Below are 13,631 nucleotides of genomic sequence, written 5' to 3' on the forward strand. Positions count from 1 at the left end.
CGAACGGCATCATTCTGGGCGCGCCCGGCATCATCTAGACTGCGACAGACGGGGTCCGAGTTGACGGCTATCAATTCCGTCGCCCGTTGTTCGTCAAGCCGCGGCTGCTTGCGTGAAGGCGTTCCTCACGGGCTGGCGCAAGCGAGCATGCGAGGGCCGTGAAACGGCGCCCCGAGGTTTTGTTCTATCCCATCGCGAGAAAACTAGTGTTGGGCAGGCAACGAGAGCGTCTGCGCGAGTGAAGCGTTCGGATCGGCCGCGAGAGGCCCGTTCGTCACCGCGCTGGTTGTGATCGCATCGGTTGCGGCATATTGGTTCATTAGCGCAACCGCCTGACTTGCACTGCTCAGCAGGGACGCCGAGGCAGAGCTCGCCGGCTTTGCAACCAAAGACACATTGTCATAGAGCGCACCGAGCCCGTCACTGCCTTGGCCCGCGACCTCGCGGAATGTCACGCGGTCCTGCCCGCCTGTACCGGTCACCGTGAAATCATAGTTTTGCCAGGTGCTGTCGGGAGGAACCAGCCCAACGACCGAGCCATTCCAGAGGACTTCGATCGAGCAGGTCGAGCTTGTGAATCCCGGGCGCGAGCGCGCATCGAAGGAAAGGACGTATTGCTGCCCCGCCACGGTTTTCACATCCTGGTAAAGTCCGTCACGGGCTCCAGCATAGTCCAATTCGCCGTAGTTGACGCCGTCGCTCGCTTTCACGCCATTTAGATTGTTCCAGAGCTCGATGGTTCCGCCACTGATGGCGTGCCAGCCTGGGATAGCATCGAAGGCCCCCCAGCGGCCGCCTTGGAGTGGCGTCAGCGAGGATGACTCGAACGATCCGTTCACCAGGAGAGTCTTATCCGCGCCCCCCGGTAGTGAATCGGCTGGCGTCGCCGTGGCGACGGTGAGCTCGATATTGTCATAGAGGGCACCCAGGCCGTCGCTGCCCTGGCTAGCTACTTCGCGGAAGGCAAGGCGATCGTTGCTGCCGGTGCCTACGACCTTGAAATCATAGGCGTCCCAACTACTGCCAGGCGGAACGGTCGCAATGACTGAGCCATTCCACAAAACTTCGATCGAGCAGGTCGCGCCGGTGAAGCCGGGCCGTGACCGCGCATCGAAGGACAGTTGATAAACTTGTCCCGCGACGGTCTTGACGTCCTGGTAGAATCCATCTCGGGCGCCGGCATAGTCGAGCTCGCCAAAATTGCCGCCGTCGCTCGCCTTGACTCCGCCAAGATTGTTCCAGAGCTCGATCGTGCCGCCGGAGATCGCGGTCCAGCCGGACACCGACTTGTAGGCTCCCCAACGGCCGCCAGCGAAGGGCGCCAAGGACGTTGCCTCGAACGACCCGTTGACAAGCAAGTTCTTTCCATTTGCCGGTGGTGAGGTGACGGGCGCGCTCACCGTCACATTCAGGGCGGCAGATTTCGTGCTGACGTTGCCCGCAGCGTCAGTGGCCATCGCAGCAAAGGCATGGTTCCCGGTAGCCAACTGGGCCGTTGTCAGGCGCCAAGCGCCGCCCGCGTCAGCAGTGGTCGTGCCAATCACGGTCGTTCCCTCAACGACCTTAACCGTGCTTCCCGCTTCCGCCGTGCCGCCCAATGTCAGTTGCCTGGTGTTGGTCGTCTTGGTCGCGACGGTACCACTGTCCGGTGTGAATGCGGCAATCTTGGGGGCTGCTGGCGCAAGCGTGTCCACAAGGATACTGCGAGAAGCGGATTTTGAACTGACGTTGCCTGCAGCGTCTGTGGCGGTTGCGGTGAAAGCATGATTGCCGTCCGGCAATTGGGCAGTGGTCAGGCTCCAGGTGCCGCTCGCACTGGCCTTGGCCGTGCCAATTGCGGTGGTGCCCTCAAATACCTTGATTGTGCTGCCCGCTTCTGCCGTTCCGCTCAACGTCAATTGCTTGACGTTGGTGATGTTGTCTCCGGCGGTACCTGTATCCGGCGTGATTGCGACTATCGTGGGCGATGCCGGTGCCAGCGTGTCGGAAGGCTCGACTGGAGGAGAAGATCCAAACAACGGCGGAGGCAAGTCTGCCTGGAACGCCGCAGTGCTCATGGAATAGTAACCGATCGTCTTCCACTGGGTTGATAGCTCAACCCAGTTGCTGCCTCCGACACCTGGATTGTTGCTGTGGTCGGCAAGATACGGCGCTGTCGCGTTGCGCCACCAGTCCACGCCCACCATGCCCACCAGCTTCGCGTTGGGATCGGTCTTCCTCATGTCCATCTGGACGTAAACGCCGTCGACCGTGCCAGCTGCGTAGGTCCCGCGCGATCCATACCAGAAATGATCGTTGTATCCGGTCGAAGGCGCATCAAAGCTCGCCGCTCCGTTTGACAGGCGAGTCACCGTCATCGGATAAGCTGAGTTACCGGCGAAATCAGAGACGAAATGCCCGCCTCCGATGCCAAGCTTTGACTGGTCCTGAACCAGCAACCACTGGCCGGTCTCCTTGATGTGCACGTAGGTTCTTGCGTTCGCGACTTCGATGTCCGAACTTGGGGACGCTGGAGCCCCTTCCTCCGTATAGACCTGCCCCCAACCTTCGACCGCGGTGAAGCCGGCGGGCGGGGTCATCTGACCGCCAGGATTCCAACCCTTGTACCAACTGTAGCTGTGCGGAACACCGGCAGGATACCCCTCGCTGAGCCCAAGCGTGTTCTGTTTGATCAGCTCCGATAGCGAAATCCCCATTTCACTTTCCTAGTCGTTCGAATGTGTGAATGTGAGACAACGTTTAAAGCTGCCCGCGAACGTGCGAGGACAGAACGCACAATCGACGTTTCGCCGTTCGCGCCAACTAAACGCTGTTTCTGCTGATACTCGAAAGTTGCAAGAACCGGCCGGACGCCCTGCGGCCATCGTCTCGCATTACCGAAATCGGACTTGCCGAATCACCTTGAGCCTTTCCACAAAGCATGAACCAAGCCGCAGTAAAGTTCAATCGACGCGTCGCAACGAACTCTTCACAGCTTCTGCGACTGCACTCATTTTGAGCAACCGGTCGTCAGCGCAACGACCTGCAAATGCAACCTAGCGCATTCCCGAGTTCACGCTCGCAACAGAATCTGTCGTCAATGTGATTGATTTGTTGCGGAATGAGGTGGCAGTGAGGCGCTCTCCCATCATCGCCGTCTAATGGTGGCGTTTGCGGCTTGAGGCAGCAGGAGCTATTTTATCACCACGTTTGCTATCACGAGGAAATACCGGCTGTTTTTGTGTTTGGCTCGCTGTGGTGTGGTCGCATGTTGAGCGCATTGCGTCGAATTGTCCCGCCTCAGTGAGACGCATGCCGTTTCCGACATTTGAAGCTTTGAGCATCGACCCTTCGACGGGTGCGGTGGTCGAAATCCCTGCGACGAGAGGTTTCCGCACCTCTTATTGTTGCGCCGCTCATTATTGAGCATCGTCAACTCGATTGGAACGGTTGGGTCTAACCGAGAGGAAAGGCGTCTCTTCTGTGGTTCGCCGAAAGGGTTCGAGACGGAGGCATCACGTGATCGGCTTTCGTGCACAGACCGGAATTTCGAGTGTTCTATCGGACTGGCTCGATCTTGCGCGCGGCCTCGCTGCCGTCGAGGTGCTGGCATTCCATTCCTATCAGTTGATGTTCATGGAGAAGCTGCCGGGCGAGAGTTACGACCCGGCAATGAGAGCGGTCTATTCCATTCTGTGGGCAGCAAGCGCGAATGGCCCCGCGGCTGTTCTCGTGTTCTTTGTTTTGAGCGGTTACCTTGTGGGAGGGCCAGCTCTGGTTGGAGCCTTGCGAGGACGGCTGAACGCTGTTGACTATTTCTCGGCGCGCTTATCGCGCCTCTATGTCGTGCTCCTGCCTGCGCTGACGATATCCTTCTGCCTCTATATCTCGGCGCGGCAGTCAGCGGGGTGGCAGGTATATGTGTCCTCGCATCAGGACGTCTACAATAATGCGGTCATCTTTCACGCGCCTGTTGGCGCGGCCGCCGCGATCTGCAACGGCCTGTTTTTCCAGACGATAGCCTGTTCGGAATTCGCAGGAAATGCGGCCCTCTGGAGCTTGTCGAACGAATTCTGGTACTATGTGTTGTTTTTTGCGCTGATTTCGGTGCGTAAGAAACCGGCCTACATCGCGATGATCTTCACGGTCTTCGGGCTGTTTGCGCTCGCCGAACACCATGACGCGGGCGGCACGCATGTCGGTCTGAAGTTTGTCTTCTTTTTTTTCATCTGGTGCTTCGGCGTGATCGCCTATGCGGTGATTGCGCCGGCCTGGGCGTGGTGTTGCGGCTTTCTCTTGAGCATGACGGGACTGTATCTTCTCACGTTGAAGGGCATCTTCCCTCAATGGGCGTCGTTCAGCATGGTGGTCGGGTTAGGGACGGCCGCATTCATTGTTGGCATAGACCGTCTGAAGGTGCGTCTGCCTTCATTTCTTCGAGCCGGCAGGGAGCTCGCAAAGTTCAGCTTTTCCCTCTATGCGATTCACTATCCGATCCTGCTGCTCCTGAACGTCACCGCCGCCAGTGATCGCCAGGAATTCACGCTGGCCTCGGTCGGGCTTAACGCAAGTTTCATGCTGGCCTGCCTGTTCACAGCGGCAATCTTCTATCTCGTTTTTGAAGCCCGCACCCCAACGATCCGCGACTGGTTGAGGGCCAAGATGCTTCGCGGCTGGACCGACAGTCGTCTGCTGCATCCTACGGTGGCTGTTGACGCCGCCGCTCTGCCATACGCGCTCGGATCTGATCGTGCTGCGGTGCCCCCTGCTGCCGCCGGAGCCGGACCGTCCTTGCCGTCGGCTGCCTCTGGAATGCCGCTGAAGCAGGCAGAACCGTCGCGAGGGCACCTTGCAGCAGTCGCAACTCGAGTCCCGATGGTGTCGCTCAAGGACGGCCATGCATTGCCTCAGCTCGGCTTTGGAGCCTGGCAGGTCGACAACGCGATTGCGCCGGAAGTCATCACATCCGCGATCAACGCAGGCTATCGCTTGATCGACACGGCTGCGGATTATGGAAACGAGAGCGGAGTTGGCACGGCCCTGAAGCAGGTAAGAAACCAATTCTATATCACGACGAAGCTTCGCAATGAGGATCAGGGATACGATCGGACAATGCGTGCGTTTGACGCAAGCTCTGCTAGGTTGCAACTCGACGTTGTCGATCTCTATCTGATTCATTGGCCATGCCCTCAACGGCGGGCATATATCGAGACTTGGCGTGCGCTCATCGAGCTCCAGAAACAAGGACGTGTCCGGTCGATTGGTGTATCGAACTTCATGGCCGATCATCTGGAACGCATCGTGCATGAGACCGGCGTCGTACCAGCGGTCAATCAGGTCGAGCTGCATCCAGCGTTCCAACAGCGCGAGCTACGGAATATCCACGAGCGCTATGGCATCGTGACTCAGGCATGGAGTCCGCTCGGGCGGGGCGCGGCTCTCACCAATCCGAGAATATTGGCCATCGCAGAACGGTGCGGCTGTTCGCCTGCGCAGATCGTGCTTCGCTGGCACCTCGAAAACGGCACGATCGCGATACCGAAATCGGCAAAGGCAGCTCGCATGGCCGAGAACATCGACCTGTTCGACTTTGAGTTGACCAGCGACGACCACGCCGTCATTTCGAGGCTCGATCGGCCTGATGGAAGAATCGGCCCCGATCCTGCATCCTATGGGCAAACGGGCTTATTTCGTCGACTGACCCGTCTCCTCTCGAGGACTTGAGGCAGCTCGGGTTTTGTCTTTCCGTGGCTGCCGGTTGAGCTCATATCGGCTCAGTTTGTCGGAACCGGCGGCTTGGAAGGCGCTGTACGGGCTTCCGCAGGGCGGCCAAACAGCGAACTCCACGCGGTTACGAGCATGTACCGCACTCGATCCACGAGCATTGAGACGAACGCCAGGATCTGCTTCTTCCCTGTCATCACCCTGGATTCGAGCAGATGCCAGGATGCAATCGCGAAGATCGAGGTCACGGCAAGGCTGATCCCAAAATTGACGTACCAAATGCGGTAGGTCGGCAAGAACTGGGCAACTGTTTGCTGAACGGGAAACCCGTAAAGATAGATGCCATACGAGTAGTCGGTCACCCGGGTGACAGGTCCGACGTTGAAATTGAGTAGTCCGACATACACCGTGAGGTAGCTGACGAAGAGCGCGGCGAGATCCTCTCCGGCGCGGCTCGAGGCGAGGACGGAAGCAACGAAGCCAACGAGGCTGATCAGCAGCAGCCAACGCGAAAACACGATCCGGGTTCGATTCAGGAACAGCGCCACTCCGCACAGGAAGGCGAGAACTAGCATCCGGCCCGGTGGAGCGGCAAGCGAAGCGGGCTTCCCGCCAACAATGTCACGCAGCGCCAATGCGCTGACTACGAACAGGACTGCGAACAAGAAGAGTCGGCGGCGCCTCGTCAAGCCGATTAACGCGGCCGCACTGATGGCAACATAACATTCTAGTTCGTGCGGAACGGTCCAAAGCTGGCTGTTTACCATGTTTGGTACGGGCAAGTCGGCAAAGACGCCGGGCAAATAAAAGTGAACGTCACCGATTGCATTGAGGAAGTAGCGAAAGAAGGCGGGGTCGGTGAAATAGTGCGACAGGGCGAGGTTTGTGAAGAGCGGGCCGATCAGCATAGCCGAGATTACGACTTCTGCAGTCAGGGCGGGGAATATCCTGATGACCCGCAGCGTGACGAAAGCCGGAAGGTTGTTCCGTTCGAGGCTTCCTGCAACGAGGAAGCCGCTGAGGGCAAAGAAGGCGGGGACGATAAGCCAGACAATGGGCTTCAATGAGCCACCATAGAACCATTGTTCGGCGGGCAAGCCGTAGCAAACCGCGACAGAGTGCCAAAGAATGACGGCGACTGCCAATGAGATGCGCACGAGATCGAAACCCGCGGGCCGTCCCTTCGCCGCTTCCCACTTGTCACCGATCGATGTCATCGCGTGTTCTTCCGGGGTGGTAGGCGTTCGCCTCGATCTTTGAATATCGGCAGCGCAGATCGGCAAGTTGATGATCGTCAAATCGTTTATGCACGCGAACGCTTGTCATGACGCGGTGAGCGGCATCAACCGATGTCTGCCGAGTTGACGGTCATCAACTTGGTCGTGCCCCAGCGAACTACGGTCAGAACTGCGCCATCCGAAAGTGCATCTGCGCATGTTTCGGTCGGGAACCTAGGACAGGAGATCCCTATGAAGGTTGTTATTCTCGCCGGTGGCTACGGTACGAGATTGAGCGAGCAGACTTCGGTGGTGCCGAAGCCGCTGGTTGAGATCGGTGGTCGTCCGATCCTGTGGCATATCATGAAGCTGTATTCCCATCATGGCCTCAACGAGTTCGTCATCTGCTGTGGCTACAAGGGCACGATGATCAAGGACTATTTCATGAGCTACCTGTCTCACCAGGGAGACTTCACGCTCGACCTTCAGCGCAACCGCATCGAAATGCATCGAAACGGATCGGAGCCTTGGCAGGTTACGCTGGTCGATACCGGAGAGAAGACGATGACCGGGGGACGCCTCAAACGAGTGCGCGAGCATCTCGGGAATTCGACCTTCTGCATGACATACGGCGATGGCGTCAGCGATGTCGACATACGTGCGCTAATCAAATTCCACCATCAGCAGGGCGCGTTGGCGACTGTCACCGCGGTCCAGTTACCCGGCCGCTTTGGCGCGATCAATCTCTCGTCTGATCGCCCCCGCGCGGCCGGCTTTCGCGAGAAGGACGCGACCGACGGTCAAGTCATCAACGGAGGTTTCTTCGTTGTCGAACCTCAGGCCCTCGATCTCATCGACGACGACAGCACGAGCTGGGAAAGCGAGCCGCTCGCCCGTCTGACCGAGCAGGATCAACTGGCTGTCTACAGGCACCGTGGCTACTGGCAGAACATGGACACCTTGCGCGACAAGGCCATTCTCCAGGATCTCTGGGATACCGGGGATCCACCCTGGTACGTCTGGAATAAGGGCGTTGCCGCGAATGGAAGCAACAAGTTATCGCACCCCGCAATCGCCGATCGGACAACAATCTGAGGAGATGAAGCAGATGCGCGTTCTCTTCACTGGAGCTGACGGATATATCGGTGCGGTGCTCGGCCCGAGGCTGCTCGAGCACGGTTACGATGCGATCGGGATCGACACGGGCCTCTACCGCCGCGGCTGGCTATTCGATGACGGCAGGACACGGCCAATGGTCATGTCGCGCGATACGCGGCAGTTGTCACTGTCTGATTTGGAGGGGTTTGACGCTGTGGTGCACCTCGCGGAGCTCTCCAATGATCCGCTGGGAGAGAATGACCCTGCGATCACGATGGAGATCAACCATCGCGGCTCCGTGGAATTTGCCCGCAAGTGCAGGGAGGCGGGAATCGGGCGATTCATCTATGCGTCCTCTTGCAGCATCTATGGAGCGGCCGGCAGCGAGGTGAAATCCGAGACGTCTTCTTGCGAACCTCAGACGGCTTATGCGCGATGCAAAGTGCTCGTCGAGCGCGATCTCGTCGAACTGGCTGACTCCCGGTTCACGCCCGTGTTTCTGCGTAACGCCACCGCGTTTGGAGCGTCTCCCCGGCAGCGCTTCGATCTCGTCCTGAACAACCTTGCGGGGTGGGCCTTCACAACAGGAAAAATTCGCGTCATGAGCGACGGCACCCCCTGTCGTCCGTTGGTCCACATCGAGGACATCTGCCAAGCCATCCTGTGCGCTTTGGACGCTCCCCGCGAAGCGGTTTGCGCCGAGGCGTTTAATGTCGGCGATGAAAGTCAGAATTATACGGTGCGCGAGATCGCGGAGATCGTTAACGACACTTTCACCGATTGCGATCTTTCGTTTGGTCCGAGTGGTCCGGACAATCGCAGCTATCGCGTCTCCTTTGCGAAGATTAGGGCCCACATGCCGAATTTCCGCTGCCAATGGAATGCGGAGCGCGGCGCGCGGCAATTGAGCGGGGTATTCCAGCGCATCCAATTAGACGAAGCGACCTTCAATGCCGCGCCATTTACTCGCCTTTTGGAGCTTCGACACCTGCAGTACACCGAGCAACTGGATCTTCATTTGCGGTGGACGCCAATTCCCGAAATCGTGCCGGCGCTCGCGCGCACTTAGTAGCCTTTGCGGCGGGAAGGTTCGCGTATTTGCCTGCCGACGCCGATGGACCCAGGTCGAAGCCCGTCCGCGCGGCAGCGTTGGAAACGAATTGCTATCACCAGTTGACTTTTCCTCAACTGATCATAATATTATTGCAATGCGGCAATCCTGATTATGGGTGGCCGCGTATGGCCGGAGGGAAGGGAACACCGAGCAGAAGTACCAATGGGTGAGGTTGTTTTGCCGTTTCATCAGTTCAAGCTGCCAACGATGTGAGAGTCCCGGGTAAGAGTACGGGATTGCTCGGAGATTGAGCAGTGCCAGTCATCCTAATAGTTGATCAGCACAGTGTTTATCGTAGCGGTCTCCGAGATGTAGTTGAGGCCAAGTTTAAGAAGTCCCGCGTCATAGACATGGCACAGCTTGAGAATTTTGAGCTGGAGACAGGCATCGATTTGATCTTGATCGATCTAGGTTGTCTTAACCAACGTTCGCTCTCGGTTCTCTCGGAAGTCGTCGACTTGAGGCCCGCTACTCGTATTGCAGTGATGTCGGCTTCGAGCAGCCGCACGGACGTGCTGAAATGTCTTTCGGCTGGATTTCATGGATTCTTGCCCAAGCTTCAGTCGGATGAGGAATTGCTGTCCGCGGTCGGCGATTTGCTGTCTGGACGCATCTATGTTCCGCGGTGGTTGGCCGATGATGATGTAGGCCGACCAGAGCCCCCTCAGGCGGTCAACTTCAACCTGGAGGCTCTGCGATTGACACGCCGGCAGAACGAAATTCTTCCGCTGCTGGCCCAAGGAATGTCGAACAAAGAGATTGCGCGCGAGCTAAGCATCGCGGAAGGAACCAGCAAGATCCATACAGCGGCGCTTCTGCGCGCGCTTTGTGCCCGCAATCGGACGGAGGCGGCCTTTATAGCCGCGAAGTTGGTCGGGCCCAGGGACAGGTTGGCTAGCAGAATGAGAAGCAAGAGGTTCTCGATCGACCGGGGTAATGGCTCAGGCCCAGGTTCGGAGTTGATCGTTGGCGATCGATGGGCGCAGCCCACGGACAGGCCTCTCTTTCGAAGACCAGCCGGGTGATCGCTGCATTTTCCAGCTTGCCGCGCTTGGCAACAACGTCTTGCTCGGCGCCGGCTGCTAGAGATGCAACCCCGGGGCCGTGTCCCCGGCGAATGGTGGTGGAGAGCTCGGCAGAGCAACGCTCGCCTACGCGCCTGAGATCCTAGCGGGTCGGCAGCTTTGCGGAGACTGGAGAGTCGCCGGTAGGATTGGGTTGCGACGCGCCAGCGCAACCGAGGAACCACCGATGATCGACGATATCATGACGCTCCGCGCGCTCGTGGACGAACCAGGTGAAAGCCCTATCGTCCAATCGAGGGCGACTGGCCATATCTGTGGATCGACGCAACCCAAGTGAAGGGCTAGCCAGCAGGGATGCATCGTCCGGGTCGTGGCGATCGTCGCGGTCGGCGTCAACGCCGACGGCTGGCGCGGGGTTCTCGGCAACGGATATTCAGTCTCCTTGAGGCAGCCTTCGCGGCATCGTCTCCGATCCCCCCAACGAGAACAAGGTTCTCAACGCCAGCTGGCAGCGTTGCCGCGTCAACCTCATGCGCAACGCTCTGGCGCACGCAACTGGTTGCCATGTGAATTGTGGGAACCTCGTGGGAGGCTCGCAGCTTCGGATCAAATTACTCAGCAAGGACAATTGCGCTCCTCGACCGCAACTCTTCCCAAAAAATCGATCCGACAGAAGGCGCTGTGTAATTGGGCACAGCTGGTACACGCGTGAGCACTTTCACTGCGAGCTTGCACGAGCTTTTTGCTCTTTTGAGCGCGGCATAGGCAGCGAACAGTTTCTTCGCCCGACGGACTAGTCCAACTGGCTTATACGGAACCAGTAAAATCCTAACGCTTTAGCCTGAGTATCCTTCGGATTAGGTCCGCCTACACTTCAACGTATTGGATTACGTATTGAGGTGAATTCAAATGCTTACAGAATCCGCTTTACTTCAGGGTAAACTTTCTCCGCAAGTTCATAGATCGACCAGCGTTCCCGATTTTCGACGCCCGTCTACGTCCTTCGTACCTCGCTGCAGGGCTCTCTTTTGGGAAGGAGAGGAAGAAGCTCAGAAGATCGAGATCGTTGAGGGGGTCGTACGGGCAGTCCGCCTTCTTGAGAACGGAAATCGCCAGATTCTTGCTTTCTACTGGCCCGGCGATGTCGTTATGCCGACCCATTCAACCCATCAGCAGTTTACTGCAGAGGCCGTGACAGATTGTCGCGTTATCCGATCGAGGACTTCTGGGGTGTGCCGGAGCGATGAGCCCTGTGGGGCCCACCAGGTGCTGGCAGATACCCTCACCTTGGTGATGACCATGAGCCAAAAGAACTGCGTGGCGCGCATCGCCTGGCTCTTGCTGCGCATACGGCCACACTTGCCTGCGGACCCAAAACGCCCTGGCGCGCTCCGACTTCAGTTACCCCGGGCTGATATCGCCGATCACGTTGGAACGTCGCTCGAAACGGTTTGTCGTACCTTGGCCGAGTTCAAGGCGAAGAAGGTCATCGACCTTCCCAATCGTAAGACGATCAAGTTCACCGATCTTGAGGGGCTAGCGAGGATTTCCAACGGGCGAGCCGTTGATTAAACCGCTTCGTGCTGTAAGCGTCTCGCCGCGACTGTTCTTTGTGGTTCGCGGCGGGTTATCCTCGGATGTCGAACGTGATCAGATTGAGGCTTTCACAACTACACCGCCGCGCGCCAGGCCTTGATCGGCTAACTGGCTTTCGCATCGCTTGACCCGCGAACTCTCGTTCTCGGCGTTCCGGCCGAAGTCGAAGTGGCCTGTCGACGGAACACCGGTGCGACCGGCCTGCCAATCAGATGGGCTTCCGGCCCGTCCTCCAGCGCCTTCTGATATACGGCGAGTGCGCCGTCGATGGCCTCGATGGTTCGGTCGATATCATCGTTGGTGTGCGAATAGCTTGTGACCAGTGAGGGCGCTAGCAAGCCGCGGCGGATTGTCTCCTGGAGAAACAATGTGCGGAAGGTCTGTGATGGCACTCCGTCACGATCACAACAAGCATAGACCATGTTGGACGTCCGGCCGGCGAGCTTGAAATAGCGGGTTAATCCGCGGCGCTGCGTGGAGTCTTCGATGCCGGCCTTCAGGCGATTTCCTTGGCGATGGAGCGTCTCGATGACTGGTTCGTCGCGATAGGTGTTCATGACGGCCAGGGCCGCAGCCAAAGCGTGAGTCTCGGCACCATGTGTCGTCGAAAGCAGGAAGACGCGATCGCGATCATGATTGAGGCCGCCCAGCTCCATGATTTCGCGTCTGCCGAGCAGCGCAGAAATTGCGATGCCGTTGCCCATCGCCTTGCCGAAGGTCGATAGGTCGGCCTTAATTCCATGGTGACGCTGGGCAGAGCACTCCGGCCATCGAAAGCCTGTGATCATCTCGTCGATGATCAAGAGAGCACCGTTCCGATGACACAGTTCGTGCAGTTCGGCGAGATATCCCGGCGTCGGCGGTACCTCCTTTTCGGCTTCGAGGATCAGGGCTGCCAACCGACCCGGGTATCGAGCGAACAGCGCCTCCGCCGAGGACAGGTCGTTGTACCGGAATCCCTGTGTCAACTGCGCCATAGCCCGGGGTATGCCGGCGCTCATGGGTGTCGTGCAGATCGCCCAGTCGTCGTAGGAGAAGAAGGGCTGACCGGAGCAGAGCGCTATCATGTCCCGGCCCGTATAAGCTCGGGCAAGCCGTATGGCAGCCGTCGTGGCAGTTGATCCGTCCTTGGTGAATTTCGCCATTTCGGCGGCGGGGACGAGCTCGATCAGGCGCTCCGCACATTCGACCTCAAGTGCCGAAGGCCGCGTAAAGTTTGTGCCTTGTGCCAGCTGCGCGGCTGCGGCCTGCATGACAGCTGGAAAGCCATGGCCCAGCGACACCGCGCGCAGTCCCATTCCGTATTCGATGAACTCGTTGCCGTCGACGTCCCATACATGGCAGCCCAAGCCTCTCGAGATGAAGCCTGGCGCGAGGAGCGGGTACTGATCGTCGCCCTTCGCGTAAGTATGTGCTCCGCCCGGGATCGCAGCGCGCGCCCGAAATCGCAGCGCTCCCGACGCTGCGAAGTTGTCTAGATTTGTTTCCGCGAAAAAACTCGACCTAATATTCATCGCCAAACCCCTTTTCAACGCGTGATGTTCGAAGAACCGCAATTACGCGCCGCCCGGCTGCATTTGATGACACAAGAATGTCACGCATTTGAGGGTTCTCAACTTGGCATCAGCCGCGACCTGGATTCCAGACGACCTTTCCCAATTGCCGCAGTTCGGTCAGGCTGACTGCAAAGGTAGTCGACCTTTTGACAATCTCCGTTTTTTGGGGCGGACGCAGCTGGCCTGGCGGGGTACATCACCCCGCTACCCAGAGCATCGTTTGAACGCCGCCATTGCATGGCCCACCGTTATTGAGCTTTGTCAGATTGGCGAATTCAGCTCTGGCTAGGCTGTCGTGAGGTCATGTCACGGATTGAGCGGG

Annotated in this window: 8 protein-coding genes and 3 pseudogenes; 8 read left to right on the forward strand and 3 right to left on the reverse strand. The window is 58.4% G+C overall.

Annotation, left to right across the window (positions count from 1 at the left end; all coding sequences use genetic code 11):
- Nucleotides 1-203 precede the first annotated feature (203 nt).
- Nucleotides 204-2,696, reverse strand: coding sequence for an Ig-like domain-containing protein (locus JQ572_RS20835; RefSeq protein WP_211384683.1), 2,493 nt, complete (start codon nucleotides 2,694-2,696; stop codon nucleotides 204-206).
- A gap of 802 nt (nucleotides 2,697-3,498) precedes the next feature.
- Here JQ572_RS20835 and JQ572_RS35105 point away from each other — a divergent pair.
- Nucleotides 3,499-4,578 (forward strand): annotated as a pseudogene (locus JQ572_RS35105) (acyltransferase family protein); the annotation flags it as partial.
- Nucleotides 4,579-4,791: 213 nt separating this feature from the next.
- Entirely contained in the window at nucleotides 4,792-5,703 is a 912-nt protein-coding gene (locus JQ572_RS35110; protein WP_249129173.1) for an aldo/keto reductase, read from the forward strand.
- A 50-nt stretch (nucleotides 5,704-5,753) separates the two neighbouring features.
- Here the strand turns inward: JQ572_RS35110 and JQ572_RS20845 are convergent, their stop codons facing one another.
- Entirely contained in the window at nucleotides 5,754-7,001 is a 1,248-nt protein-coding gene (locus JQ572_RS20845) for an acyltransferase family protein (RefSeq protein WP_249129140.1), read from the reverse strand.
- 171 nt (nucleotides 7,002-7,172) lie between these two features.
- Here JQ572_RS20845 and rfbF point away from each other — a divergent pair, with 171 nt between their 5' ends.
- The 6 genes and pseudogenes from rfbF to JQ572_RS35130 all read left to right on the forward strand — a co-directional run bounded on the left by rfbF (nucleotide 7,173) and on the right by JQ572_RS35130 (nucleotide 11,729).
- Entirely contained in the window at nucleotides 7,173-8,015 is an 843-nt protein-coding gene (rfbF, locus tag JQ572_RS20850) for a glucose-1-phosphate cytidylyltransferase (protein ID WP_211384685.1), read from the forward strand.
- 13 nt (nucleotides 8,016-8,028) lie between these two features.
- Complete coding sequence (locus tag JQ572_RS20855; protein WP_211384686.1) at nucleotides 8,029-9,087, forward strand: NAD-dependent epimerase/dehydratase family protein; 1,059 nt, start codon at nucleotides 8,029-8,031, stop codon at nucleotides 9,085-9,087.
- A 299-nt stretch (nucleotides 9,088-9,386) separates the two neighbouring features.
- A complete protein-coding gene (locus JQ572_RS35440) occupies nucleotides 9,387-10,157 on the forward strand; it encodes a LuxR C-terminal-related transcriptional regulator (RefSeq protein WP_211384687.1) in 771 nt (256 codons plus the stop codon).
- A 285-nt stretch (nucleotides 10,158-10,442) separates the two neighbouring features.
- Nucleotides 10,443-10,711 (forward strand): annotated as a pseudogene (locus JQ572_RS35545) (transposase); the annotation flags it as partial.
- 355 nt (nucleotides 10,712-11,066) lie between these two features.
- Nucleotides 11,067-11,360: pseudogene (locus tag JQ572_RS35445) on the forward strand (hypothetical protein); the annotation flags it as partial.
- Between the two features lie 63 nt (nucleotides 11,361-11,423).
- Complete coding sequence (locus JQ572_RS35130; RefSeq protein WP_244550073.1) at nucleotides 11,424-11,729, forward strand: Crp/Fnr family transcriptional regulator; 306 nt, start codon at nucleotides 11,424-11,426, stop codon at nucleotides 11,727-11,729.
- A gap of 128 nt (nucleotides 11,730-11,857) precedes the next feature.
- Here JQ572_RS35130 and JQ572_RS20870 read toward each other — a convergent pair whose 3' ends face one another.
- Nucleotides 11,858-13,267 carry a glutamate-1-semialdehyde 2,1-aminomutase gene (locus JQ572_RS20870; protein WP_211384689.1) on the reverse strand — a complete coding sequence of 470 codons (1,410 nt, stop codon included), beginning with the start codon at nucleotides 13,265-13,267 and terminating at the stop codon, nucleotides 11,858-11,860.
- Between the last annotated feature and the right edge of the window lie 364 nt (nucleotides 13,268-13,631).

The sequence above is a fragment of the Bradyrhizobium sp. SZCCT0153 genome, assembly GCF_018129995.1.
In the GTDB taxonomy this organism is placed as follows: Bacteria; Pseudomonadota; Alphaproteobacteria; order Rhizobiales; family Xanthobacteraceae; genus Bradyrhizobium; species Bradyrhizobium japonicum_G.

What these genes read in the sequence shown, in the direction of transcription:
- JQ572_RS20835 (WP_211384683.1), bottom strand. Translation starts at nt 2,696, where the DNA reads ATGGGGATTTCGCTATCGGAGCTGATCAAACAGAACACGCTTGGGCTC.
- JQ572_RS35110 (WP_249129173.1), top strand. Translation starts at nt 4,792, where the DNA reads ATGCCGCTGAAGCAGGCAGAACCGTCGCGAGGGCACCTTGCAGCAGTC.
- rfbF (WP_211384685.1), top strand. Translation starts at nt 7,173, where the DNA reads ATGAAGGTTGTTATTCTCGCCGGTGGCTACGGTACGAGATTGAGCGAG.
- JQ572_RS20855 (WP_211384686.1), top strand. Translation starts at nt 8,029, where the DNA reads ATGCGCGTTCTCTTCACTGGAGCTGACGGATATATCGGTGCGGTGCTC.
- JQ572_RS20870 (WP_211384689.1), bottom strand. Translation starts at nt 13,267, where the DNA reads ATGAATATTAGGTCGAGTTTTTTCGCGGAAACAAATCTAGACAACTTC.